The 25,600-nt window shown below is 42.7% G+C and carries 18 protein-coding genes; 6 read left to right on the top strand and 12 right to left on the bottom strand.

The features are described from left to right. Nucleotides 1-46: 46 nt before the first annotated feature. On the top strand, nucleotides 47-1,231 hold the full coding sequence (gene emrD, locus P3L44_RS19985) for a multidrug efflux MFS transporter EmrD (protein WP_187710714.1): 1,185 nt from the start codon (nucleotides 47-49) through the stop codon (nucleotides 1,229-1,231). A 41-nt stretch (nucleotides 1,232-1,272) separates the two neighbouring features. On the opposite strand, the gene P3L44_RS19980 is transcribed toward emrD, so the two are convergent. From P3L44_RS19980 to P3L44_RS19970, 3 genes are all read right to left on the bottom strand, one after another. After that, complete coding sequence (locus tag P3L44_RS19980) at nucleotides 1,273-5,046, bottom strand: hypothetical protein (protein ID WP_239354300.1); 3,774 nt, start codon at nucleotides 5,044-5,046, stop codon at nucleotides 1,273-1,275. A 222-nt stretch (nucleotides 5,047-5,268) separates the two neighbouring features. Next, on the bottom strand, nucleotides 5,269-6,795 hold the full coding sequence (glpK, locus tag P3L44_RS19975; RefSeq protein ID WP_140172857.1) for a glycerol kinase GlpK: 1,527 nt from the start codon (nucleotides 6,793-6,795) through the stop codon (nucleotides 5,269-5,271). A gap of 3 nt (nucleotides 6,796-6,798) precedes the next feature. Then, nucleotides 6,799-7,659, bottom strand: a complete 861-nt coding sequence (locus P3L44_RS19970; protein WP_004265297.1) for an MIP/aquaporin family protein — start codon at nucleotides 7,657-7,659, stop codon at nucleotides 6,799-6,801. A 305-nt stretch (nucleotides 7,660-7,964) separates the two neighbouring features. Between P3L44_RS19970 and zapB the strand changes: the two genes are divergently transcribed. Further along, on the top strand, nucleotides 7,965-8,204 hold the full coding sequence (gene zapB, locus P3L44_RS19965) for a cell division protein ZapB (protein WP_004265299.1): 240 nt from the start codon (nucleotides 7,965-7,967) through the stop codon (nucleotides 8,202-8,204). 208 nt (nucleotides 8,205-8,412) lie between these two features. On the opposite strand, the gene rraA is transcribed toward zapB, so the two are convergent. The 7 genes from rraA to priA form a co-directional block, all read right to left on the bottom strand. Further along, a complete protein-coding gene (gene rraA / locus P3L44_RS19960) occupies nucleotides 8,413-8,937 on the bottom strand; it encodes a ribonuclease E activity regulator RraA (protein ID WP_004265300.1) in 525 nt (174 codons plus the stop codon). Between the two features lie 119 nt (nucleotides 8,938-9,056). Continuing rightward, nucleotides 9,057-9,980: a 1,4-dihydroxy-2-naphthoate polyprenyltransferase gene (locus P3L44_RS19955; RefSeq protein ID WP_140172855.1), complete on the bottom strand. Its 924-nt coding sequence runs from the start codon at nucleotides 9,978-9,980 to the stop codon at nucleotides 9,057-9,059. A gap of 187 nt (nucleotides 9,981-10,167) precedes the next feature. Continuing rightward, entirely contained in the window at nucleotides 10,168-11,502 is a 1,335-nt protein-coding gene (hslU, locus tag P3L44_RS19950; RefSeq protein ID WP_004265302.1) for an HslU--HslV peptidase ATPase subunit, read from the bottom strand. 11 nt (nucleotides 11,503-11,513) lie between these two features. Beyond that, nucleotides 11,514-12,044, bottom strand: a complete 531-nt coding sequence (gene hslV, locus P3L44_RS19945; protein WP_004265304.1) for an ATP-dependent protease subunit HslV — start codon at nucleotides 12,042-12,044, stop codon at nucleotides 11,514-11,516. Between the two features lie 169 nt (nucleotides 12,045-12,213). Continuing rightward, complete coding sequence (ftsN, locus tag P3L44_RS19940) at nucleotides 12,214-13,020, bottom strand: cell division protein FtsN (protein WP_140172853.1); 807 nt, start codon at nucleotides 13,018-13,020, stop codon at nucleotides 12,214-12,216. A gap of 73 nt (nucleotides 13,021-13,093) precedes the next feature. Next, a complete protein-coding gene (gene cytR, locus P3L44_RS19935; RefSeq protein WP_125893480.1) occupies nucleotides 13,094-14,122 on the bottom strand; it encodes a DNA-binding transcriptional regulator CytR in 1,029 nt (342 codons plus the stop codon). 341 nt (nucleotides 14,123-14,463) lie between these two features. After that, complete coding sequence (gene priA / locus P3L44_RS19930; RefSeq protein WP_239354302.1) at nucleotides 14,464-16,662, bottom strand: primosomal protein N'; 2,199 nt, start codon at nucleotides 16,660-16,662, stop codon at nucleotides 14,464-14,466. Nucleotides 16,663-16,880: 218 nt separating this feature from the next. Here priA and rpmE point away from each other — a divergent pair, with 218 nt between their 5' ends. Continuing rightward, nucleotides 16,881-17,096, top strand: a complete 216-nt coding sequence (rpmE, locus tag P3L44_RS19925) for a 50S ribosomal protein L31 (protein WP_004265313.1) — start codon at nucleotides 16,881-16,883, stop codon at nucleotides 17,094-17,096. A gap of 66 nt (nucleotides 17,097-17,162) precedes the next feature. Here the strand turns inward: rpmE and P3L44_RS19920 are convergent, their stop codons facing one another. Further along, a complete protein-coding gene (locus P3L44_RS19920; protein WP_239354304.1) occupies nucleotides 17,163-17,891 on the bottom strand; it encodes an outer membrane protein in 729 nt (242 codons plus the stop codon). A gap of 362 nt (nucleotides 17,892-18,253) precedes the next feature. Next, the gene (gene metJ / locus P3L44_RS19915; RefSeq protein ID WP_004265315.1) at nucleotides 18,254-18,571 is read right to left on the bottom strand and encodes a met regulon transcriptional regulator MetJ; all 318 of its coding nucleotides are present in this window, start codon (nucleotides 18,569-18,571) and stop codon (nucleotides 18,254-18,256) included. Nucleotides 18,572-18,886: 315 nt separating this feature from the next. Here metJ and metB point away from each other — a divergent pair, with 315 nt between their 5' ends. From metB to ppc, 3 genes are all read left to right on the top strand, one after another. After that, nucleotides 18,887-20,047, top strand: a complete 1,161-nt coding sequence (metB, locus tag P3L44_RS19910; protein WP_140172849.1) for a cystathionine gamma-synthase — start codon at nucleotides 18,887-18,889, stop codon at nucleotides 20,045-20,047. A gap of 12 nt (nucleotides 20,048-20,059) precedes the next feature. Continuing rightward, nucleotides 20,060-22,501 carry a bifunctional aspartate kinase/homoserine dehydrogenase II gene (locus tag P3L44_RS19905; protein ID WP_140172848.1) on the top strand — a complete coding sequence of 814 codons (2,442 nt, stop codon included), beginning with the start codon at nucleotides 20,060-20,062 and terminating at the stop codon, nucleotides 22,499-22,501. A 403-nt stretch (nucleotides 22,502-22,904) separates the two neighbouring features. Next, the gene (gene ppc, locus P3L44_RS19900; RefSeq protein ID WP_140172847.1) at nucleotides 22,905-25,544 is read left to right on the top strand and encodes a phosphoenolpyruvate carboxylase; all 2,640 of its coding nucleotides are present in this window, start codon (nucleotides 22,905-22,907) and stop codon (nucleotides 25,542-25,544) included. Nucleotides 25,545-25,600: the final 56 nt, after the last annotated feature.

Here is a 25,600-nt window from a genome sequence, read left to right as displayed (position 1 = left end):
TCCGAAATAGCGTGCATTTGAATTATTGGATGTATTTGAGAGAAAAATGAGAAAACTGGAACATTTTAATTTGCTATTAATGCTAATTGCATTGGCAGCAGTCGGCCAAATGACACAAACTATTTATGTTCCTGTCATTGCTGAAATTGCCGCTTATTTTAATGAGCCCTCTGGTGCTGTTCAACAAGTGATGGCGGCTTATTTATTTTCTTATGGTTTTTCGCAGTTAGTTTATGGGCCGCTATCTGACCGAATTGGTCGCCGACCTGTTATTTTAACCGGTTTAACGATTTTCTTATTTTCAACGGTTGTGGCAATTTTCGCGCCAACGCTAAATATACTTACAGTGGCAAGTGGGTTACAAGGGCTAGGAACTGGTGTTGCCGGTGTAATGGCAAGAACAATGCCTCGAGACTTATATAAAGGCACAGCGCTGCGTTATGCAAATAGCCTATTAAATATGGGGGTGTTAGTCAGCCCATTATTGGCTCCTATGTTTGGCGGAATATTAGCGCACTTTTGGGGCTGGCATGCTTGCTATATTTTCCTATTTATCTTAGGAGCCTCAGTATTATTGAGTATGTATCGTTGGCTACCAGAAACGCGGCCTGTTTCCCCAGAAAAGCACAGAATGTTGGCCTCATATCGTGAATTACTTTCAAGTGGTTCATTTCTCTCTTACCTTGCCATGCTAGTTGGTGCGTTAGCTGGGATAGCGGTATTTGAAGCCAGCAGTGGTGTATTGATGGGCGGTGTATTAGGGCTAAGCAGTATCACTGTGAGTATTTTATTTATATTGCCGATTCCTGCCGCTTTCTTTGGCGCTTGGTATGCAGGGCGAGAGGGAAAAACGTTTTATAATTTGATGTGGCACTCAGTGCTTATTTGTTTATTGGCTGGCTTTATGATGTGGGTGCCAGGCTGGTTTGGGATTATGAATACATGGACATTGTTAGTCCCAGCAGCGGTATTTTTCTTTGGCGCTGGTATGTTATTTCCCTTAGCAACGACAGGGGCTATGGAGCCTTTCCCTTATTTGGCAGGTGCCGCAGGAGCACTCGTTGGCGGCTTACAAAATGTCGGTTCAGGTGTTGCGACTTGGGTTTCCGCCTTGTTACCACAGAACGGGCAGTTTAGTTTAGGATTGTTGATGTTTTTAATGTCGACGCTTGTATTGTTGTGCTGGTTACCTTTAGCAAAACGTATGAATCACTCAGAACGCATGGTTTAATAGTATATGGTCAGGCTGCAAAAGACAGCCTGACCATCAAATTACGCGCTTAGCAGTATATCAGCTTGCTTTTGTGGCGAAATTGATAGCACCGATGAATACAAGGAGCTAGGTTCCTCTTCTGACATTGATGATATAAGTTCCGGCAACATGACTCCTGAATTAAATATCACTGGTTGGTTGGCATCTAGAAATTTTGTATTTTCTGCTAATTGCCCTGTTGGATTTTGAGTGTTTTGTTGGAGCCAAATCAACTTTGGTACAGTATGGTCCTGCAAGTGTTGGTCTATATGAATGATTATTCCATCCAGTTTTAACTCAGGGGTACTGTCTATCGTGCCTTTTATTGTTAATTGATTTTGTTGTACTGAAAAATACCATTCCTCTATTGGTATGCTTTCTTGAATTTGTTTTTGGTCATCACTTGTCCTTAGTGTGACCCAAAAAGAGTACTGGCCATCAGGCAAGTTTAGGTGAGTAATATCCACCATTTGTTCGAAGTTTACATCCGCAACTAAAGGTTGCTCGACTGTGTAGTAGATCACATCGGGTATTGCTGAGTAATGCCTTGCGTGAGTATCAAGGTGATTGAGCGCAATAAAGTTCAAAGAGGTATCAACCTGCGAATCTTGGCCAAATGGGTCAGATAATGAAAAATATTGTTGATGTAATCGGCCTTTTTCAACCCACTTGGCGCAAAGTGCACTTTTTGAGGTGATTTTGTCGAGATTGACTTTACCTGTCGAAAAATCAATTAAGCCTTCTTCTGTTGCTGCCCAGTAAATAGGGGCACCTTGCCAATAATTATCGAGAATCAGCTGTTTTGGTAATAAATAGCCATCACTGTTTGTTAATACACGGCAAGCTAATGAATCCGGGTTGTTATAGTGGGAGATCAACTGCCCAAGCTCTTTTTTGTCGTTTAATTCATGTACAGTGAACTGAACCAATTCGCCTTTATCTGCAATATTGAAGCTCACTGCGTGTGGAATTTGTAATACCTCGGTTAATAACCCATTTGGAGTCGCATAAGTGACAGTTAATGCATAGTCACCATAAATATCATATGGGCGGCCACCGCCCGTTTTTAGATTATGGTAGTCAGCGGGGAGGTTTCCTATGGTGCGATCAACGGTGATAGTGCTATAAGGATGAAGGGAATTATCCGCCATTTTAGTAAATTGGTGCTGTATCCAATAAATCGGGACATCGCGCTGATGAGGAAATTGTTCAATTTGCGTTAGTTTATAATACTCAGCGTAATTCTGTTGGGTTAGTGTAACCCATTGTTTGTTGGTTTGATCCCAGCGCTGATAAAAACCGTCACCTGCAAACCCGCCATCTTCGGTATCTTCCCCCTTCGTTTTATTATTTTGCCAGCGTACTCTTCCACTTAAAAATTGGTGAATTTTTTGGTTATAGGCATCCGCGTGAGGCAAAAAGGCATCATAAGCACCACTTCGAAAGGGAACAAAGCTGGAAAGCATGGTTGGCATGGCTTGTTGTAAGTGACTGTGGAGATCGTGATAAGTGACATAATATTGCCTAGATTGGTTATAGGCTGGGTTTTTACCGTGACTATAATAACTGTAAGGGTATGTTGGTTGATTATTGCGATCTTTCATATCGGTATGAGGCAAGCCAAGGCCGTGACCAAAAACTTCATGAAACATCACGTTAGGTTCATGAACTCCGCCACCGTGGTTAGGTGATGCTAGTCCTAATAGCGCAGTGCCAACACTCGAAGGCAAAATTTCAACTGCGGTATATTGATAGTCAGAATTAGCATTGTTAGTCGTTTGGTATTTCTTACTATTATTGTAAGCCCAATAAATTTGTGCGCTGGGGTGGTAACCAATTTCTTCAGGGTTATCATAATGAGGATGAATAAGAGGGATAGCTTTACTATTGGAAGAGCTAAAATATGGCGTTAAGCTAGGGCGACTCACTGTGGCAGGTGCGCTATACAGTGTGAGTTGCCCGATTGGTAAGATTGTTGCCGCTTCTTTGCCCCAGCTGAGCGGGGAGTATGAATAAATACCATGCCCTTGTTGGTATAAACTGTGGCTATCAACATGAACAATTAAGTGGTTATCAAGGGTAACATTTGGGGAGAACAAACCATATTGGTTGGTTTCTTCGGTGACAATGGGTTTGCCATTAACCGTGATTACGATGTTGATATCCGGTTGTATCCACTCACCTTTTATCGGTGCTGTAAAGCGTTGCTGATGCCAATTTTGCGCTGAGACATTCATCTGTTGGGGAAACGCGGTTAATGTTTTTGGCAAATGATCTGGGCCAGTGAGTCTCACTCGACCTATTATTTTTCTTTCTTTGTTACTGACAATAGCTTCAATATCGGGGGAGTTTGCTACCGTTTCGCTGGTGATCTCCACATTCAATAGTGCCCAGCGATTAGCTGTTAAGCTCATATGTTTATCCGCCATATTCTGCAAGTGAGTCTGTGCAAGTTGAATATTATGAACTTTCATATCGCTTGGTGTGGGGTTGTAACGTCGTTGAGGTTCATGGTAAATGGGGTCTGGAACAGAAAAGGTACGCTTTCCTGGAATGCGGAGTTGCGGTGCATTTTCAGTTTGTAACTGAATGGAAAGTGGCTGTGATTGCTGCCCATTAGGTAGCATGCCGATAAAATCAAATTGATCTGAGTGGGTTTCAAATTTTGCGTTATCGGCAATATATTGCCACTCATTGGTGGCGTTATTTAGTGTTAGTCGGCCAAATTTAGGCTGCTCAAGAATTTTGTAACCCTTAATATAAGAATTGTTTGGCAGTTTTCCTGTTATGGCACCCACAACTAACTGATCAGGAAGCTCATCTGGGTTTTCGGCGACTAAAATGGGTAGAACTTGAGAAATACTTTCTTGCGTATTATATCGAGAAATTGCCTGTTTTGTTTGTTTCAATTGGAATTGGCGAAAAATGATATTTTCACTGACAAGTTTTAAGGTATTCTTTTCATAGCGGATTTTAACTGCAGGAAGCTGATTTACTGCCATCATTTTATTAACATCAGTTTCGATGGAATGGGCAATCTGTTGCCAAGACGACGTTTCTGTAATTGGGATGTTATGTAAAGACAACGTCTTGTTATACTTGGTATTTTCTATAGATATTGAGAAATATTGGCTGTTATTCCGTAACTCATCGGTTAGCTTCAATGAGTTTATTGAATGGGGTGGTAGGATAATGGCTTGCTGGAAGTTATGATTGTCTAAGGTGTTATTGGTTAGTTCAATGCGTTCTACTGGGCGAAGTTCATCAATGAGTTGTTGAGTAGAAGCTGATGGTTTTTTGTGTTTATCTTTGACTATCAATAAACTCCCGCCTGTGAGTTCTAACCAATGGCGAATGAGCTCAACTTGTTTGTCATTGGCATTTTCGGGTAAGACGACGATGCTATAATGGCGATGCCATTGCCCACTTGGTAGTAATAAATCAGCGAGCTGAGCCTGTGCTCTGGTTTCTCCATCAATCCATTCGTGGGGTGAATTAAAACTTTCAACAAACAAATTTTGCTTCGTATGGAAACTAAAGCCGGAGAAATCTTTAGTGCCGAGCGCACTTAATATATAGGTTTTTTTATTTTCACCCGCTAAACGGGGCTTATCACTTAACCAACTGAATAACTTAAATGCTTTTTCGCCGTCAGCTGATTGTTCAGGGTTATCCTTTAATGCATTTATCAAGGTGGTATCTTGCTGAATAATTGCCACTCTCCCTTTTTTATACCATCCTAGTTGTAAGTTACCTTGCTGTATTTCATCAGCAAATATTTTAAGGTTATCCATTACCAAAATCCATTTTTTGAGGGTTAATTTCGAATTTCATTGGAATGTTATTCTAAATAAACTCAAAAAAACGGTCTAATTTATTATTATTTTAATAACTGCATTTTCATTGATTAACTAATTAGTTATTAGAAGAAAGTCATACTTGTAGGGATAAAATAAAAAAGGCCATATAAATTATATGGCCTTGGGTGATTAAAAATAAAGGCGGTTAAAAATAGACTAGCCGCGGTCTTCCCACTCTTGGGCGCGTGCTACGGCTTTTTTCCATCCCTCGTATTTGAAATTACGTTCCGTCGTTTCAATACCTGGTTTGAATACACGCTCAATGGTCGCCTTGCTCTGTAGCTCATCAAGATTACTCCAGAAACCAACGGCTAAACCTGCAAGGTAAGCGGCGCCCAACGCGGTGCTTTCTCGCACTTCAGGACGCTCAACAGGGGTACCTAAAATATCTGACTGGAATTGCATTAAAAAGTTATTGGCGACAGCGCCCCCATCAACCCTCAGTGCTTTTAAGCGCTCACCAGAGTCTGCTTGCATTGCATCAAGTACATCACGGGTTTGATAAGCGATGGACTCTAAGGTTGCGCGAATGATGTGGTTGCGGTTTGCACCACGCGTTAGGCCAAAAATAGCGCCACGCGCATACGGGTCCCAATAGGGTGCGCCTAAGCCTGTAAAGGCGGGAACAACATACACGCCATTGCTGTCTTTCACTTTAGTGGCAAAGTACTCTGAGTCTGTCGATTCATCAATCAATTTCAGTTCATCACGCAGCCATTGAATAGATGCTCCGCCCACGAATACAGCACCTTCAAGGGCATAATTGACTTCGCCTCTCGGCCCACAAGCGATGGTCGTTAACAACCCGTGGTTTGAGCGTACTGCGGTTTCCCCTGTATTTAGTAGTAAGAAGCAACCTGTTCCATAGGTATTTTTAGCCATACCCGGTTTTACACACAGTTGGCCGTATAGCGCGGCTTGTTGGTCTCCCGCCATCCCTGAAATTGGGATACGAGTCCCACCTTTCCCCCCAATATTGGTTTGCCCGTAGACTTCGGAAGAGGGGCGTACTTCAGGGAGCATTGCACGTGGAATATTGAGCGCTTTGAGGATTTTGTCATCCCACTCAAGGTTGCGGATATTGAACAACATGGTTCGGGAAGCATTGGTGTAGTCGGTGACATGAACACGCCCTTGTGTCATTTTCCAAACGAGCCAAGTATCCACCGTCCCAAACAGTAATTCGCCTTTCTCAGCACGTTCACGTGCGCCTTCAACATTATCTAAAATCCATTTTACTTTGGTACCGGAGAAATAGGGGTCAACAACCAGCCCCGTATTTTGGCGAATATACTCTTCTAAATCGCGGTCATTTTGTTTTAGATGCGTACAAAAATCAGCAGTACGACGACATTGCCATACAATCGCATTATAAACAGGCTTACCTGTGGCTTTTTCCCATACGATGGTGGTTTCACGTTGGTTAGTGATCCCAATGCCAGCGACTTCATCGGTACGAATATCCGCTTTAGCGAGTACTTCTACAAGTGTTGAGCTTTGCGATGCCCAAATTTCCATTGGGTCATGTTCCACCCAACCTGGTTTAGGATAAACTTGGGTGAATTCACGTTGTGAAATACTGACAATATTTGCATCATGGTCGAGTACAACAGCGCGTGAGCTGGTTGTGCCTTGGTCGAGTGCAACAATATACTTTTTCGCAATAGTGGTTTCAGTTGTCATAATTTAAGCCTGTTCCGAGGATTTGGTGTTTTTAACGGATAATTTTTCTGTTTTGGTCTCTTCTTCACATACCATGCAAGGTAAGTGGCGACCAATCAGTTTGCGATAGGCGAATGCGCCTAGCAGACCACCAACAATAGGTGCTGTCAATGGGACGAGAAAATAGGGAATATCGCGGCCACCGGTGAGAGCGATATCACCCCAACCAGCGAGATAAGCGACAACCTTTGGACCGAAGTCACGAGCTGGGTTGAGTGCAAATCCTGTGAGTGCGCCAAATGACCCGCCGATGACGGCAATCAAAATACCAATTAACAGTGGCGCGAGTGGGCCACGAGGGACACCATTGCCATCATCGGTTAGGGCGAGTATTAAGCAAACAAGAATGGCTGCAATAATGACCTCAATAAAAAATGCATGGGGAACACTAATTTGTGGTGCAGGGTAGGTTGAGAAAACACCTGCAGTAAATAAGCTTTCTTGTGAGCCTCTAATGATATGGTGGACTTGGTCGTAATCGAAAAATACAGGGGAATACATTGAGTAAACTAAGGCGGCAGCAAAGAAGCCTCCTAGCATCTGTGCGATGATATAAGGGACGACTTTGCGTTTATCAAAACACGCAAATAGCCATAATGCGAGAGTAACGGCTGGGTTTAAGTGAGCACCGGAAGTACCCGCTGTTAGGTAAACGGCTAAAGCAACGCCGAAGCCCCAGATAATACTAATTTCCCATAAACCTAGTTGTGCGCCAGCTATTCTAACGGCAGCAACACAGCCTAGACCAAAAAATACCAGTAGCGCAGTCCCTAAAAACTCTGAGATGCACTGACCTGTGAGTGATGTAGTCGTCATTTGGCTCATATGTTTCTATCCTACGAAAATGAAAAATATTGTAATGTTTTTTTAAGTTAAGATTTTCTAATCGAAAATCATTAACTGTGAATTTATCGTTAAAGAACATAAACGAGAAATATCGAAATTGAAAAATGTGTGTTACATCACTAAAGCGAAACAAAACAATCAAAAATAGTGATGGATTCGACCTTTGTGATGTGATCTGACCAGTGTTTTTTAATGAAGGTTATTACGATTCAGAAGGAAGGAACTGGACACAGAGGATCATGCTACTTACAATCGTGTAAAAGCTGATAAGGGAGACCAGAATTATGTCATTTGAAGTATTTGAAAAACTAGAATCCAAAGTCCAACAAGCGATTGATACAATCACACTGTTACAAATGGAAATCGATGAATTAAAAGATAAAAATGGTGCGTTAAGCCAAGAGCTTGAAACAGCAAAATCAGGCACGGATTCACTGGTGCGTGAAAATGAACAGTTAAAACAAGAGCAGCAAGCTTGGCAAGAGCGTTTACGGACTTTGCTCGGTAAGATGGAAGAAGTGTAATTTCTCGTCATACTTCGCGTTGTAGGGGTGTTGGCTTCGTCTCTTCGCCCTAGTCACATACTTATGTATGCTCCTAGGGTCTTATCGACTTTGCCGCCTACCTACAACACGAATTATTTAGAGAAATCTTCATCACACCCCATGTTCTAGAGTATAAAAATAAGGGCTGCAAATTATTGCAGCCCTTATTTATAGAATTTTTAACGGATCATGCGTCGATATTGTCATCTTCGACAAAACCGTTGTTCTCATAAGGTGTTAATGGCTCTTCAGAAAGGATAATACCGGTGTTATCGGCATAAAGGTAATCACCTGAAAAGAAAGTCACACCGCCGAAATTAACACGAATATCACTTTCACCGATGCCTTCATCCGGACAGCCTGCCGGCATCGCAGCAATAGCTTGAATACCGAGGTCGAGTTCCATCAGGGTATCTACCTGACGAACCGCACCGTAAACCACAATTCCTTCCCAGTGGTTATCAACAGCTAACCTTGCAATTTCAGCATCAATAAGTGCCTTACGGACAGAACCGCCCCCATCAACGAGTAGGATACGCCCTGTACCATCCTCTTCCAGCAAATCATACACTAGGCCGTTATCTTCAAAACACTTAACTGTAATGATTTGACCGCCAAATGAAGTACGTCCACCAAAATTGGAGAAAAGGGGTTCTACCACGTTGACGCTTTCTTGGTAAATATCGCAGAGTTCGGAAGTATCATATTTCATAGGAGTTAGGTCTTTTTTGCTGCAAGAGGCAATCAGTATATCCCTTTTGAACCGTACTTGGCAAAGTTACCCGCCTAAAAATAGGCGGAAAAAGTCAAAAAAACGACAAATAGTGAATATTATTTACTCATTACGACGCCGATGGAAAATAAAACGTTGGTCACGAGTGCGGCTTTCACCATATTTTCCAATAGAGGGCGCATACCTTCGGGGGTTGGGTCGCTGAGAACACGGCGTAAATGGTTCATTAGCATTGGTACGGCGAGTAAAAATAGCCAACCGCTCCAGCCGTGTAAATAAATTAGATTAAAAAAGGCCAAACATAAAATAGCCGCAACAATAATAATGGTGTGATAAATTCGAGCCCCTTGGGGACCTAAGCGCACCGCTAAGGTATTTTTACCTGCTTTAATATCATTTTCGATATCACGCATATTGTTGATATTCAATACCGCAACAGAGAGCAATCCACAAGCCGTTGCGGGTAGGACAGTGATGATATTAAAACTATTTGCTTGTAAATAATAAGTCCCAATAACACTTAGCCAGCCAAAGAAGATTAAAACAGAAATATCCCCTAACCCTAGGTAGCCATACGGTTTTTTGCCCACGGTATAGGTAATAGCAGCGACGATAGCAATAAGCCCTAATGCGACAAAACCAATGGCATCCTCGGGTTTTTCACATGCGACAATAATTAACAGTAATCCGGAAAGGCAGGCCGCTGTAATATTTAGCTTGAGCGCCTTTTTCATATCCTCTTGCGTGATAACGCCTTTTTGCATGCCACGTAATGGACCAATGCGTTCAGCCGTATCAGAGCCTTTGACCGCATCACCATAGTCATTCGCAAGGTTAGATAAAATCTGTAATAAACCCGCTGTGATAAGTGCTAATAAAGCGACAGGCCATTTAAAATTATTAGTTAAATAAGCGAGTGCAGAGCCTGTCACAATCGCAATCACCCCTAATGGTAGGGTTTTAGGGCGGAGACTTTCAATCCAAGCTTGTTTACGACTTATTGTTGAGGATGTCGACTGCATGCAGTTACCTATAATTCAAACTCTTTAGAGATGTGTTCTTAATAATTTAATAGCCCATCATATAGAGAGATACCTGAGTATTTTCAATGTAATGGGCAGAATATTTAATAGAAAAAAGTGCAGCGATAAAAGCTGCACTTTAGTCGATGTATATTAAGGATACATGAAAACCAGATAATTAATAAGATTATAAAATAAATCTACTCAGGTCTTCATCCGCCACCAGCTCATCTAAGTGCTGTCTGACATAGTCTGCATCGATTTGGATAGTTTGCCCGTTACGGTCACTGGCATCGAAAGAAATATCTTCCATTAAACGCTCAAGCACGGTGTGCAAGCGACGAGCACCAATGTTTTCGGTTGACTCATTGACTTGCCATGCGGACTCCGCAATTTTACGAATACCGTCAGTCGTGAATTCAATATTCACGCCTTCTGTTGCCATCAGCGCTTTATACTGTTCAGTTAATGAGGCATTTGGTTCCGTCAAAATACGCACAAAATCTTCAGTTGTCAGCGCTTGTAATTCAACACGAATTGGCAAGCGACCTTGGAGTTCAGGGATCAAGTCTGATGGGCTCGAAACTTGGAACGCACCTGAAGCGATAAACAGAATGTGGTCAGTTTTGACCATGCCGTGCTTAGTCGAAATGGTACAGCCTTCGATTAATGGCAGTAAATCACGTTGAACCCCTTCACGGGATACATCTGGCCCCGAACTTTGGCCACCGCGTTTACAAATTTTGTCGAATTCATCGATGAAGACGATACCATTCTGTTCAACCGCTTCAATCGCTTGTTCTTTTAGCTCTTCAGGGTTGACTAATTTAGCCGCTTCTTCTTCAACTAGCAGTTTGAATGCCTCTTTGATTTTCATCTTACGAGGTTTCTGTTTTTGGCCTGCTAGGTTTTGGAACATGGATTGTAACTGGTTAGTCATCTCTTCCATGCCTGGAGGTGCCATAATTTCAACACCCATAGGGGATGCAGCGACTTCGATTTCAATTTCTTTATCGTCTAATTGGCCTTCACGTAATTTTTTACGGAATGCTTGGCGGGCTGGAGAATGCTCATCCGTTGGTTCAGATTGCCCCCAGTTATTTTTTGCTGGTGGGATAAGAACGTCTAAAATACGTTCTTCAGCCATTTCTTCGGCGCGATAGCGATTTTTTTCGATAGACTGTAAACGCACCATTTTAACGGCAGAGTCAGTTAAATCGCGAATAATCGAGTCAACTTCTTTACCAACATAGCCGACTTCAGTAAATTTGGTCGCTTCAACTTTGATAAATGGCGCATTGGCTAATTTCGCAAGGCGGCGGGCAATTTCAGTTTTACCTACCCCTGTTGGCCCAATCATCAAAATATTTTTTGGTGTGACTTCGTGACGTAATACTTCGTTTAACTGCATACGGCGCCAGCGGTTACGCAGAGCAATCGCAACAGAACGTTTGGCTTTATTTTGGCCAATAATATGATTGTCGAGTTCGCTGACAATCTCGCGTGGAGTCATTTCGGACATACTAGCAATCCTTATGATTTTGAAGAAATTTCTTCAAAGTTGACATTATGGTTGGTGTAAATACAGATATCACCCGCAATAGCGAGGGCTTTTTCAGCGATTTCTTTAGCACTTAAGTCTGTATTTTCTAACAAAGCACGTGCGGCTGATTGCGCATATGGGCCACCGGAGCCAATCGCAATTAAGTCGTTTTCCGGTTGAACCACATCACCATTACCTGTAATGATCAGTGAAGTGTGTTCATCAGCGACAGCTAACAAGGCTTCTAATTTACGAAGCATGCGGTCGGTACGCCAATCTTTAGCAAGTTCAACGGCCGCTTTCGTTAAATGGCCTTGATGCAGTTCGAGTTTGCGCTCAAACAGTTCAAATAATGTGAATGCGTCTGCGGTGCCACCGGCAAATCCGGCAATGACTTTGTCGTTGTATAAACGGCGAACTTTGCGGACATTGCCTTTCATGACGGTATTACCCATCGTCGCCTGTCCATCACCACCAATTACGACCTGGCCATTACGGCGAACACTTACGATTGTTGTCATGAGTTAGCCCCTGGTTTTATTACAAAAAAGAATGCGGTTGAATGTGATTTTCAAAAGATTAAATTCAAGTGATAGTTGTCTAATTAACTATCACTTGAACTAGGTTGAAGACACAAAGTACCGCTCATGAGTACATTAAAACAGTACATGGGGGGGAAGGAGGAATTTTTCAACCCCCAGAAGCACGAAGAATACAACCGGAAACACCTGCACCTGCTGCACGGTCACGCATTTTTTCGGCAGTGGACTTGGAATAAGGTCCTAAAACGATACGGTGCCAACCTCCACCTGCGCTTACACGGCTTTCAATACCTGAGAATGCCAAAGTAGCTTGCACAGACTCGGCTTGTTCTGCTGTACGGAATGAACCACATTGAACAACCATATTTTGCAAGCTGTTTGTCGGTTTAGTGCTTGGCGCCGTTTGTGGTTGAGTTGTGGGCACGGTTGGTTGAGCCTCAAGTTTTGGAGGGATATTAGTCGCTGGTTTACGTTGCACTGGCTCGATAGGTTGAGCAGGCTCATTGATGAGCACTTGTGAACGCGGCACTGGTTTACCGTTTGCAGGTATTTCTTGCAAGTTAGTGACAGGCTGGCGTCTGTCAGAATCAATTTGTTCTAATAGCTGGCGCTGTTCAGGTGTTAAATCTGATGGGCGCACAATATTATTACCCGTGCTCGGCTGTTGAATATTTGGCATATCCACACCACGACGCTCGAGTTCCTTAATATAACGCCAACGTTCTTCAGGCTTTGGTGGAAGCGTACTACCCGGTGTTGTGGGAGTGGCTACCTGAGGCTGTGGTGTGTCCTTTTTATTTTGAGTGATATAAAACAGGCCGCCAACAAATAGCACGACAATCGTGACAGCAACAACCAATGTTGTCATTGGTAGTCCTTGTGCTTTCTTTGATTTACCTTTGCTTTTTTTACGGGCGGATGAGCGCCCTCGAGCTACATAATCTTTTTGTGCCACGCTATTAATTCACTAGTTATCAATTGTTAGTCATCATTTGGGTTAACATGTTACTTAACCTGAGCAACTTTGACTAGCTTTTAGGCGCTTTTGTGCTCTCTCTAATGATTAAATCAGAATCTAGGAGACGTGAGCCTGGATTAACATTGTGCCCATGAATCTGCTCGAGCAGTAATTGCATCGCATGATGGCCAATTTCAGCACGAGGTTGGTTGATAGTCGTTAGGGCTGGCAAGGTGTATTTTGCTTGCTCTAAGTTATCGAAACCAACAAAAGAAAGGTCATCAGGGAGCGTTAAGCCCATTTTTTTCGCTTGCCACATTGCACCAATTGCCATGATATCACTATGGCAAAAGATAGCTGTCGGTGGTTCAGGAAGTGACATCAATGTTTTCACTGCTTCAGCGCCACCCTCATGGGTAAAATCACCACGAATAATATAATTTTCACGCAATTTTTCGCCTGTGCGTAACATGGCTTTTTTATAACCTTCTAAACGGTATTGACTTAAAGGCATATGGTCAGGGCCTGCAATACAAGCAATCAGTTTATGGCCTTGTTTTTGCAAATAATGTGTCGCATTAAATGCGGCGGTGAGGTTATCAATATGTACAGTAGGCAGTTTTAGTTCAGGGGCAAATTCATTTGCCATCACAATCGGAGGGAGGTTTTTCTGCTCCTCAGTTGAGATATCGAAGGGAATATTTGAGCCCAATAAGACCATGCCATCAATTTGTTTGGTAATAATGAGATTAATAAAGGCATTTTCTTGTTTTTCTTGGTGTTTACAGTCCCCAATCAAAACAAAATAGCCTTCTTGAGCGGCAATTTCTTCAATGCCGCACACGACATCACTAAAGAAAGGGTCGCGAATATTAGGAACGAGTACAAGAATAGTCTTTGATTCATTGCGCTTATAGCTTCTAGCAAGGTTATGAGGATAATAGCCAACATCCATCACCGCTTGTTCGACTTTTTGGCGTGTTTGCAAAGAAACTTTTTCCGGGTTCATGAGTGTTCTAGATACTGTCGCTGTCGAAACGCCCGCGGCACTAGCAACATCTTTCATCGTTGCCGTGTTATTGTGTTTTTTACTTTCCACAACGCCTTCCTTAGATTGATTTAATCGTTTGCTTTTTTTGAATGGCGCAAGTACGTCATTATTAGTGGTTATTCTAATTGGTTTCTCAAGAATATCTGTTACCTAGTTTGCATAAAAAGTGTGACTTGCATCATTTTTTAGAGCTGCTTCGCAAATTTTGAAAATAATGCTAAGGGCAAAAAGATAAATGAAACTCAATATGTATAAAAAACGCTCAAATTAGTTGTTTAGCATTATAGGGTAAATAATTCAAAGTTATCAACATACTGCGAAGAAAATATTGGCAGGGTTTATAACGTTAAATGGTTAGATAAAATGAATCATTTAGCATGAGTAATGAGTTAACAATCGGTCGGGTCCACATCGATGTTCCATTTTACTTTGCGACTTTCTGGCTGTTGAAGAATTTCTGGCAACAGTTTCGCCATAAATTGTTGTAAATAAAGCCGCGAAGGGTGTTGCAATAGCAATTGCCAGCGGAATCGCCCACCACGTTTGGCTTGAATCGACGGCGAAGGGCCTAGGATCCACATTTTCGCGTCACTTTGGGGATGTTCAGCAATATATTGCCGCACATTTTGCAGAAATTGACGTGAATCTTGGTTATTGTGATCTTCCGAGCGTATCAATATATGGCTGGTGTAAGGCGGTAACATCGCGATTTGCCGTTCTTCCATCGCTTCTTGGGTAAATGCGTGATAACCCTTTTCAAGAAGCGTGAGCAACAATGGGTGTTCGGGATGGTGGGTTTGCAAGAACACTTCACCTTGTTTACCAGCTCGCCCTGCTCGACCAGAAACTTGCACGTATAATTGAGCAAACCGTTCGGCTGCACGAAAATCACTCGAGAATAAAGCCCCGTCGACATCTAACAAGGCGACTAAGGTGACATCAGGGAAGTGGTGGCCCTTGGCTAACATCTGTGTGCCAATAAGAATTCTAGCCCCCCCTTCATGTACTTGGTTTAAATGCTGTTCCAGTTCCCCTTTACGGCTCGTGGTATCACGGTCAATACGGGTAACGGGGGTATCAGGGAACAGTTCACAAATCCCTTCCTCAAGTTGCTCAGTTCCCATTCCTACAGGCACTAAATGCGTTGAACCACATTGTGGGCATTGGCGAGGAACAGGGCGCTGGCTATCGCAATGGTGGCAGCGTAATTGATGAAAATTTTGGTGCAGGGTGTAATAGTGGTCACAACGCTGGCACTCTGCGATCCAACCACATTCATGGCAAATCAATGCAGGGGAATAACCACGGCGATTTAAAAATAAAATCACCTGATTGTTTTGTGCAAGGTGCTCTTTAATGTGTTGAATTAATAAGTGTGAAAGGCCAAATTTTAGTGGCTGGCCTTTTAAGTCAATAAGGTGTTGAGTCGCGGGGCGTGCATTACCTGCCCGAATAGTGAGATTTAATTGCCGATATTTATGTTGTTGAACATTGAATAAGGTTTCTAATGATGGCGTCGCAGTACCCATGACAATCGGTATATTGTTCTTTTTAGCACGGAAAACCGCTAAATCACGGGCATGATAACGCCAGCCATCTTGCTGTTTATATGAGCTGTCATGCTCTTCATCAATAATAATAATGCCAAGGTGGGCGAAAGGGGTGAACAGTGCCGAGCGAGTCCCAATAATAATGGCATTTTGCCCTTGCTTAGCGCGTAACCAAACAGCTAAACGCTCGCTATCGTTCAGCCCTGAGTGCAACACATCAACGGGGGCATTGAAGCGCTCACGAAAACGGCTAATGGTTTGTGGGGTCAAGCCAATTTCAGGTACCAAAACTAAAGCTTGTTTACCTTGGGCAAGAACATTTTCCAATACACTTAGGTACACTTCCGTCTTACCGGACCCTGTGATCCCAGCGAGTAGCCATGGTGAAAATTGGTCATCTTCAGCACGTATAGCACCGACAGCTGTCGCTTGCTCACTATTAAGACGCAGCCTTTCACCACAAACTGTGAAGCTTGGTTGCCACTTTTCGCTAGTCGGTGGAACGGGGTGCAAATCAATATAAGCTTTCTTTTTCAGTGCTTGCAGAGCACTTTCACTGATTTCAAGCTCACTCACTTGATGGCGATAAACGGGTCTACGACGCAAAAGTGCAAGAGCTTGTTGCTGCTTTGGGGAACGTTTTAGCTCATTAAGGTCAACGGCTAAGCCTTCATCCGTCACTTGCCATTGCCAAATAGGGGTAAATTCCGCAGGTTTACCTTGGCGCAATAGTGTGGGTAATGCGTGGAAGAGCACTTCACCTATTGGGTAATGATAGTATTGTGAAGACCACAATAAGAGCTGCCAAATATCGTCAGGGAAGAGCGTTTGGTGGTCGAGAACCAGTTCGATGGCTTTTAATTTATCTTCAGCAAATTCGCTTTTATCGCTGTGCTTTACCACAATACCCAAGGCTTGGCGCTTGCCAAATGGCACCATAACACGGCTGCCAATCACTGGTAGTGGCATGTTATCAGGAAGGCGATAATCAAATGTGCGGTTTAAAGGGACAGGTAAAGCCACCTGAACGACGATCATATCTGGGTTTCCGTCTATTTTTTATGCGATAATGCGAGCGATTGTTGACTAGAGTACCACAAAATTTACTCGGTTTTCATTGCGTGATAAACAGAATTTCTGTATGATCCGCCGCCTTTGGTATCTATTTTTACCAATATATAAAATTCAATCAACACGACGTGTGGTGTCCGGCGTTAGGGCTGGAATGGCGACACGGCCTTAATAGAGGTTCTCCCATGAAAAAAGGTATTCACCCTAAATACGAAGAAGTTACTGCAACTTGTTCTTGCGGTAATGTAATGAAAATTAATTCAACTGCTGGTCACTCGCTGAACCTGGACGTTTGTGGTAACTGCCACCCGTTCTATACTGGTAAACAGCGTGATGTTGCGACTGGTGGTCGTGTTGATCGCTTCAACCAACGTTTCAGCATCCCAGGTTCTAAAAAATAATCGAACTTGTGAAATGCGAAAAAAAGGGAAACTGAGTTTCCCTTTTTTAATGCCTAAAATAAGCCGTTAGAAACGGTAAAGCACACCAAACATGATGTCATTACTACGTACTTTCACTTTAGACTTGAGCGTTTCGCCATCATCTTTATAGCTTACGTCAGATTTGCCTGCATCTAAGAAACGATAGCTTAAATCTAATGAAAGGTTATCATTAATTGCATATTGTGAACCTAAACCTAAGCTCCAAGCAAAGTTACTGTTGGTTTTCGATTTAGATAATGAATCATAACCATAGTACATACCATGATGGCTTTTTTCTTCGTATGAATAACTAGATTTATGCTTAATACTTGCTAAACCTAATCCAACGGATACGTAAGGGGTAAAATTGGTTTCATTTTTGAAGTCATAATAAGCATTAACCATGAAGGTATTTAATGTGATATCGTTTTTAATGTCATCTGAAGCGGTAAAGAAACTATTGTTTTCATAGAAAAGATTATGTTTAGATGAAGCTTTACCTCTTAGTGTAATGTCTAATTCAGCACGCAACGGAAGAGATGTCACATCATATAAGTCATAACCTAATGCAATACCACCACCGAATACTGCCTTGGTTTTGCTGCCGTTGTTATAGCTTTCATAAAAACCTACATCTGATTCTTCCCATTTCTGATCTGATAATTTAAGAATAGATGTACCTAATTTTCCAGAAACATAAAAACCATTACCAGATGCCATAGCCAGACCACTAAACGTAAGGCTTAAAAGAGAAGCTAAAATTACTTTTTTCATTGCTTATTTACCATTTAATAGTTAGTTAAATATCCTTATCTATTATATGGCATAATTTTCAATTGATTTAAGTTAAATTACTCTGTTATTGATAAACAAAACAAATAGCTACTAAAATATTAAATTAGTTAATCAAATAGAACTAAAACATAAAAAAGCACAAAAAGCTAAAGTGTTATCCTGTTAATTTTAACCGTATTTAATGTTAATGAATCAGGTTTGGCAAATGAGTAAGAACCTATTTAGTTCTAGTTAAATCTAAACTAATTTATCGGTATTTGGGAAAAGTAGGGGGGGGGGAACTACGCCGCAAGGCTTGCGACGTAGTTAAAATTAGGAAATACAGGCGTAGCAAATGGAAATTAATATTCCCACGTTTCAGGGTCGATACCTAATTCGCGCATGATTTCTTTTGCGGCTTCAGGGATCTCGTCATTACGTTCTTTACGCAAGTCTTCATCATTTGGCAGTGGTTGGCCTGTGAATGCATGCAAAAATGCTTCACACAGTAATTCACTGTTAGTGGCATGACGTAAGTTGTTGATCTGACGGCGAGTACGCTCATCAGTTAAAATTTTTAGTACCTTCAAAGGGATAGATACTGTAATTTTTTTTACTTGCTCACTCTTTTTGCCATGTTCAGCATACGGACTGACATACTCACCATTCCATTCAGCCATGGGATACCTTGGATATTTTCAGTAATAATTAAAAATAATATGCACATTCTTTTTAATAGAAACTTAATCTAAGCTTTCAAGGATGAAGAACTGCATACAAATGTGACGACACTTAACTTAGTTTATCACAATATTTTTTGTGAAATGAGTAAGTTAAGCTGATTTGTGTGATTGACTATCAATTTACACATCATAATTAAGGTTGATTATTCCATTAGTTGATATAAACGTAAAGAGGTTTAGACGTCTAGATATATTGACGTCCAAACATCCGATGGGTATGATTTAGCCTATCACTGTTCAGGAGAAGCGTTTATGACTTACAAGCCGTCAACTATCGCAATTCATAATGGATTAAATGAAGATCAACAATTTGGTTGCGTAGTGCCTCCCATTTATTTATCCAGTACCTATAATTTTACTGACTTTAATGAACCGAGAGCTCATGATTATTCACGTCGTGGAAACCCAGGGCGTGATATTGTGCAAAAAACATTGGCACAACTTGAGGGGGGGAGTGGTTCGGTACTAACTAACAGTGGGATGTCTGCGCTTCACCTGTTATGTACCGTTTTTCTGCAACCGGGTGATTTACTCGTTGCGCCACATGACTGTTACGGTGGAAGCTACCGGTTATTTAATAGCCAAAGCCAGCGTGGGGCTTATCAGGTGCAATTTGTCGACCAAAGTGATGAATCTGCATTGCAGGCAGCATTAGCGAAAAAACCCAAATTAGTGTTAATAGAAACACCAAGTAACCCACTATTAAGAATTTTTGATATACAGCATATTGCCCAGTTAGCCCATGATGTAGGGGCATTAGTCGTTGTCGATAATACTTTTTTAAGCCCAATTTTGCAGCAGCCTCTTTCACTCGGCGCAGATTTTGTGGTGCATTCATGCACTAAATACCTGAATGGCCATTCTGATATCGTTGCAGGAGTGGTGATTGCGAAAGAAGAAAAGTGGGTAATAGAGCTTGCTTGGTGGGCGAATAATATTGGTGTTACTGGGGGCGCTTTTGATAGCTATCTACTCTTGAGAGGTATCAGAACGTTATCTCCACGTGTATTACAGCAACAGCAAAACGCACAAGAGATCGTAAAATATCTTAAATCGCAGCCTTTAGTGAAAAAATTGTATTATCCTGCATTAGAAGATCACCCCGGGCACGAAATAGCAGTGAAACAGCAAAAAGGCTTTGGTGCGATGCTGAGTTTTGAATTTGCAGGTGATGAGCCACAACTTCGCCATTTTCTTCGCTCACTTAGCCTGTTTACATTGGCGGAGTCATTGGGTGGGGTGGAAACATTGATTTCCCATACTGCGACAATGACGCATGCAGGTATGTCAGCAGAAGCTCGTGCGCAAGCGGGGATTACAGATAGCTTGCTAAGAATTTCAGTGGGGATTGAAGATCCTCAGGACTTAATCACAGACTTAGATCACGCATTTCAGGTTGCGGCACAACGTTAGCGGAGTTTTTTGATGAGTGTACTAACAGCGGTTGAGGTGGCTCCTTGCCACCGCCAGTTACATAAGTTTGGGGGCAGTAGTTTAGCCGATGCGAAGTGCTATCAACGCGTTGCAACAATTATGGCCAACTATAGTCAACCCGGTGATTTAATGGTGGTTTCTGCCGCGGGTAGTACAACTAATCAGTTGATCAATTGGTTAAAATTAAGCCAAAGTGATCGTATTTCGGCTCATCAAGCTCAACAGTCGTTACGCCGCTATCAACTTGATTTAATTGAATCTCTTTTACCGGAACAAAAAGCCGTAGAATTAAGCCAGTTATTTATTCACGATTTAGAGCGTTTAAGTGCATTGTTGGATCAACCCATAAATGATGCGATTTATGCAGAAGTGGTCGGGCACGGTGAAATTTGGTCAGCTCGCTTGATGGCAGAAGTGCTTGCCCAAGCCGATATGGCAAGTGCATGGCTCGATGCACGTTTATTTCTACGTGCGGAACGTGCGGCACAGCCACAAGTTGATGAAATACAGTCACGGTATTTGTTACAGCAACAGCTAACGCAATTACCTAACCGTCGTATTGTGGTAACAGGGTTTATTTCACGGAATCAGCAAGGTGAAACCGTATTACTCGGGCGCAATGGCAGTGATTATTCTGCAACACAAGTTGGTGCGTTGGCGGATGCTGCTAAAGTGACGATTTGGAGTGATGTTGCTGGGGTATATAGTGCGGATCCTCGTAAAGTGAAAGATGCGTGTTTACTGCCTTTGTTACGTCTTGATGAAGCGAGTGAATTAGCGCGTTTAGCGGCTCCCGTTTTACATACACGGACTTTACAGCCTGTTTCTGTGAGCAACATTGATTTGCAATTAAGGTGTAGCTATCAACCTGAACAGGGTTCAACAAAAATTGAACGGGTGCTTGCATCAGGGGCTGGTGCGAAAATCGTGACTAGTCATGATGATGTGTGTCTGATTGAATTGCGTATCGCCGCGGGGCGTGATTTTAAACAAATCTGCAAAGATGTGGATTTATTACTTAAACGTGCTCAATTGCGCCCTTTGGCTCGCGGTATTCATCATGACCGTTCTTTACTGCAATTGTGCTATACCTCCGAGATTGTCGAAAGTGCCTTAAATACCCTTGAAGAAGCCGGTTTACCGGGGTCATTATCATTACGTGAAGGTTTTTCTCTGGTGGCATTAGTCGGTGCGGGGGTGTGTAAAAAACCGTTACATAGCCACCGCTTTTATGAGGAATTAAAAGGGCAACCTGTTGAATTTATTTGGCATTCAGAGGACGATATCAGTTTAGTTGCTGTTTTGCGTTCTAACCAAACGGAACATCTAATTAAAGGGATGCACCAAAGCTTATTCCGCGCAGAAAAACGCATCGGTTTAGTGTTATTTGGTAAAGGGAATATTGGCGCGCGTTGGTTAGAACTTTTTGCCGCGGAGCAACACAAAATTTCTGCACGTAGTGACTTTGATTTCGTCCTAGCTGGCGTAGTAGACAGCCGCCGTAGCTTACTGAATTACCAAGGGATTGACCCAAGTCGTGCACTCGCTTTCTTTGATGATGAAGCCGTAGAGCATGAGGACGATAACCTATTTTTATGGATGCGCTCCCACCCTTATGATGATTTAGTGGTATTAGACGTCACAGCCAGTGAAACGTTGGCAGATGACTATGTAGATTTTGCCAGTTATGGTTTTCATGTGATTAGTGCAAATAAAATTGCGGGGGCGGCGCAAACGGCGCAATATCGTCAAATTCGCGATGCGTTCGCAAAAACAGGTCGTCACTGGTTATATAACGCGACGGTAGGGGCAGGGTTACCGATTAACTATACAGTACGTGATTTAAAAGAAAGCGGTGACTCTATTCTGACTATCAGTGGTATTTTTTCTGGAACGCTATCATGGCTATTTTTACAGTTTGACGGCTCTATCCCATTTAGTGAGCTAGTAGAGCAAGCTTGGCAGCAAGGGTTAACTGAACCAGACCCACGTATTGACCTGTCGGGGCAAGATGTTATGCGGAAATTAATTATTTTAGCCCGTGAAGCGGGTTATGACATCGAGCCGGATGATGTGAGAGTTGAGTCTTTAGTGCCAAAACAAGCACAGGCAGGTTCTTTGGACGCGTTTTTTGAAAACAGTGCGGTTATTAACGAGCAAATGCAGCAGCGCTTAGAAGCGGCGCAAGAACTTGGGTTAGTGCTACGTTATGTCGCACGGTTTGATGCGGTAAAAGGCAAAGCAAAAGTGGGGGTGGAAGCGGTGAAGCCGGAACATCCACTGGCCTCATTATTACCGGGTGACAATGTGTTTGCTATTGAAAGCCGTTGGTATCGAGACAACCCATTAGTGATCCGTGGGCCCGGAGCGGGGCGCGATGTGACTGCGGGTGCTATTCAATCGGATCTGAACCGACTCTCTCAACTTTTATAATCATTTATTCAGTGCATTGGTGTTCTCTTCGGTATTGAGGGCGCCAATGCATCATGAAGATTTTTAATTTATCCCTTCATTTTCTGTTTTTTATTCTGATGATTTAATTCTTAAACATTATTCATGTCTTAAAAGTGCTGAATCGACGATATATTGCGCTGAAACAATACTTAAATAAGAAAAATTAATAAAAATAAGGCTGTAATTAAATTTCAGAAAAATCCCCCAAAGTCATTTTTTTCTGATATGAATATACACTGAAGGGTAAATTTAGCGGCCTGCATCACAAAACGACAACTCTAACGCAGCCGACTGAAATTTTGTTACAGGAAACAGGTAGCAGTCTGTTAACCGTGAACCGTGCGGGAATGCATTCTGCCAGAAGCACAAGGTCAGGAGTCTCATGAATCAGCAATATTCCGCAATGCGCAGTAATGTCAGTATGCTGGGTAAGCTACTCGGCGATACCATCAAGGAAGCCTTAGGTGAGGACATACTCGACAAAGTTGAGTCCATTCGTAAGCTTTCCAAATCTTCTCGTGCAGGTAATGAAGTTCAGCGCCAAAAACTGCTGATGACATTACAAAATCTTTCTAATGATGAATTGCTACCCGTTGCAAGGGCATTTAACCAATTCTTAAACCTGACAAATGTCGCTGAGCAATACCACAGTATTTCGCCTCACGGCGAAGCGGCAAGTAACCCAGTAGCATTGAAAAATCTGTTTAGCCGATTAAAAGGCAAAAACTTCACTGATGGTGATATCCAAAAAGCAGTTGAACAGCTTTCAATTGAGCTGGTTTTAACGGCTCACCCAACGGAAATTGCTCGCCGTACGTTGATCCATAAATTAGTTGAGGTAAATAACTGTTTGTCACAACTCGACCATGATGACATTGCGGATTATGAACGCAATAATATCATGCGCCGCTTGCGTCAATTGGTGGCTCAATCATGGCATACCGATGAAATTCGTAAAATTCGCCCAACACCCATTGATGAAGCTAAATGGGGTTTTGCTGTTGTGGAAAATTCATTGTGGGAAGGGGTTCCTGCTTTCTTACGTGAATTTAACGAACAACTTGAGGACTCTATTGGGGCAGTATTACCGGTTGAAGCCAATCCTATTCGTTTTACCTCATGGATGGGTGGAGACCGTGATGGTAACCCGAACGTAACTGCGGATGTGACTCGCCAAGTTTTATTGCTGAGTCGCTGGAAAGCGGCAGACTTATTCCTCAAAGATATTCAAGTATTGGTTTCAGAGCTTTCGATGACGGAAGCGACCTCAGAGCTGCGTGCGTTAGCTGGGGGGGATGACGTTGATGAGCCTTATCGCCAAATCGCGAAAAATTTACGTAGCCAACTATTTTCGACGCTAGAGTACTTAGAGCGCCGTGTAAAAGGCGAGCAAGTTTTACCACCAGCAGACCTATTGGTGGATAATGCTCAATTATGGGACCCGCTATACGCGTGCTACCAATCATTAATTGCCTGCAATATGAAAATTATTGCTAATGGTCAGTTGTTGGATACTCTGCGCCGTATTCGTAGCTTTGGTTTGCAACTGGTACGTATTGATGTGCGCCAAGAAAGTACTCGTCACACTGAAGCCATTGCAGAGCTGACTCAGTATTTAGGGTTGGGTGATTACTCGCAGTGGTCAGAAGAGGAAAAACAACAGTTTTTGTTGGCAGAGCTACAATCTTTACGCCCACTTATCCCGCAAGATTGGCAGCCGAGTGCAGAAACACAGGAAGTGTTTGAAACTTGTCGAGTGATTGCGAAAGCCAAAAATGATTCTGTTGCGGCTTATGTTATTTCAATGGCGAAAGTCCCATCAGATGTGCTGGCGGTTAAATTACTGCTAAAAGAGAATGGGGCGTCGGTTCGCTTACCAGTCGCGCCGCTATTCGAAACACTGGAAGATTTAAATAACGCAGAAAGTGTGATGACCAAGCTGTTAAGCATTGAGTGGTATCGCAACCTTATCGATGATCGCCAAATGGTGATGATTGGTTACTCGGATTCTGCTAAAGATGCAGGGGTAATGGCAGCTTCATGGGCGCAGTATCGCGCGCAAGATGCACTGATTAAATTGTGTGAGAAAGAAGGTGTCACACTGACATTATTCCATGGGCGTGGCGGTACAATTGGCCGCGGTGGTGCGCCTGCACATTCTGCATTACTTTCTCAACCGCCGGGTAGTTTAAAAGGTGGGTTGCGGGTAACCGAGCAAGGCGAGATGATCCGTTTTAAATTCGGTTTGCCGCAAGTTACCATTAGCAGCCTTGCGTTATACGCCAGTGCTATTTTAGAAGCGAACCTTTTACCGCCACCAGAGCCAAAAGATGAGTGGAAGTCCGTGATGGATTCGCTATCTGATGTGTCCTGTGCGATGTACCGTGATTATGTACGTGAACAACCGGATTTTGTGCCTTATTTCCGTGCCGCAACACCGGAGCTAGAGCTAGGTAAATTACCGCTTGGGTCGCGTCCTGCAAAACGCCGCCCAACTGGTGGTGTGGAAACTTTGCGTGCGATCCCATGGATTTTTGCATGGACGCAAAACCGCTTAATGTTACCCGCATGGTTAGGGGCAGGAGCGGCGCTAAAACATGTCATTGAGAAAGAAGGCAAACAAGCCATTCTTGATGAAATGTGGCAGCAGTGGCCATTCTTTAATACGCGTATTGCGATGTTAGAAATGGTTTATGCAAAAGCAGATTTATGGCTGGCGGAATATTACGACCACCGCTTGGTGGAAGAGCGCTTATGGCCATTAGGGCAAAAACTGCGTGACCAGTTATCTGAAGATATTAAAAGCGTGCTGGCGGTTTCAAAAGATGAAGCGCTAATGGCGGATTTACCTTGGATAGCGGAATCCATCGCGTTACGTAATGTTTATACTGACCCATTAAATGTCTTACAAGCAGAGCTTTTACACCGTTCCCGTCAACAAGAGCAGCCCGACCCACGTGTCGAGCAAGCTTTGATGGTGACCATTGCAGGTGTGGCAGCAGGCATGCGTAATACGGGTTAGTTTGTTGATTTTTAAAGTACTTGAATAATCTGAGGGCCACCAAATGGTGGCCCTCA

The organism is Providencia sp. PROV175 (assembly GCF_032707045.1).
GTDB classification, from domain to species: Bacteria; Pseudomonadota; Gammaproteobacteria; order Enterobacterales; family Enterobacteriaceae; genus Providencia; species Providencia hangzhouensis.
Note: the sequence above shows the minus strand (reverse complement) of the source record. Positions and strands in the feature narration are given on the sequence as shown.

Bases quoted from the DNA above. Each gene is read 5' to 3' on its own strand.
- emrD (WP_187710714.1), top strand. From the start codon at position 47: ATGAGAAAACTGGAACATTTTAATTTGCTATTAATGCTAATTGCATTG.
- P3L44_RS19980 (WP_239354300.1), bottom strand. From the start codon at position 5,046: ATGGATAACCTTAAAATATTTGCTGATGAAATACAGCAAGGTAACTTA.
- glpK (WP_140172857.1), bottom strand. From the start codon at position 6,795: ATGACAACTGAAACCACTATTGCGAAAAAGTATATTGTTGCACTCGAC.
- P3L44_RS19970 (WP_004265297.1), bottom strand. From the start codon at position 7,659: ATGAGCCAAATGACGACTACATCACTCACAGGTCAGTGCATCTCAGAG.
- zapB (WP_004265299.1), top strand. From the start codon at position 7,965: ATGTCATTTGAAGTATTTGAAAAACTAGAATCCAAAGTCCAACAAGCG.
- rraA (WP_004265300.1), bottom strand. From the start codon at position 8,937: ATGAAATATGATACTTCCGAACTCTGCGATATTTACCAAGAAAGCGTC.
- P3L44_RS19955 (WP_140172855.1), bottom strand. From the start codon at position 9,980: ATGCAGTCGACATCCTCAACAATAAGTCGTAAACAAGCTTGGATTGAA.
- hslU (WP_004265302.1), bottom strand. From the start codon at position 11,502: ATGTCCGAAATGACTCCACGCGAGATTGTCAGCGAACTCGACAATCAT.
- hslV (WP_004265304.1), bottom strand. From the start codon at position 12,044: ATGACAACAATCGTAAGTGTTCGCCGTAATGGCCAGGTCGTAATTGGT.
- priA (WP_239354302.1), bottom strand. From the start codon at position 16,662: ATGATCGTCGTTCAGGTGGCTTTACCTGTCCCTTTAAACCGCACATTT.
- rpmE (WP_004265313.1), top strand. From the start codon at position 16,881: ATGAAAAAAGGTATTCACCCTAAATACGAAGAAGTTACTGCAACTTGT.
- P3L44_RS19920 (WP_239354304.1), bottom strand. From the start codon at position 17,891: ATGAAAAAAGTAATTTTAGCTTCTCTTTTAAGCCTTACGTTTAGTGGT.
- metJ (WP_004265315.1), bottom strand. From the start codon at position 18,571: ATGGCTGAATGGAATGGTGAGTATGTCAGTCCGTATGCTGAACATGGC.
- metB (WP_140172849.1), top strand. From the start codon at position 18,887: ATGACTTACAAGCCGTCAACTATCGCAATTCATAATGGATTAAATGAA.
- P3L44_RS19905 (WP_140172848.1), top strand. From the start codon at position 20,060: ATGAGTGTACTAACAGCGGTTGAGGTGGCTCCTTGCCACCGCCAGTTA.
- ppc (WP_140172847.1), top strand. From the start codon at position 22,905: ATGAATCAGCAATATTCCGCAATGCGCAGTAATGTCAGTATGCTGGGT.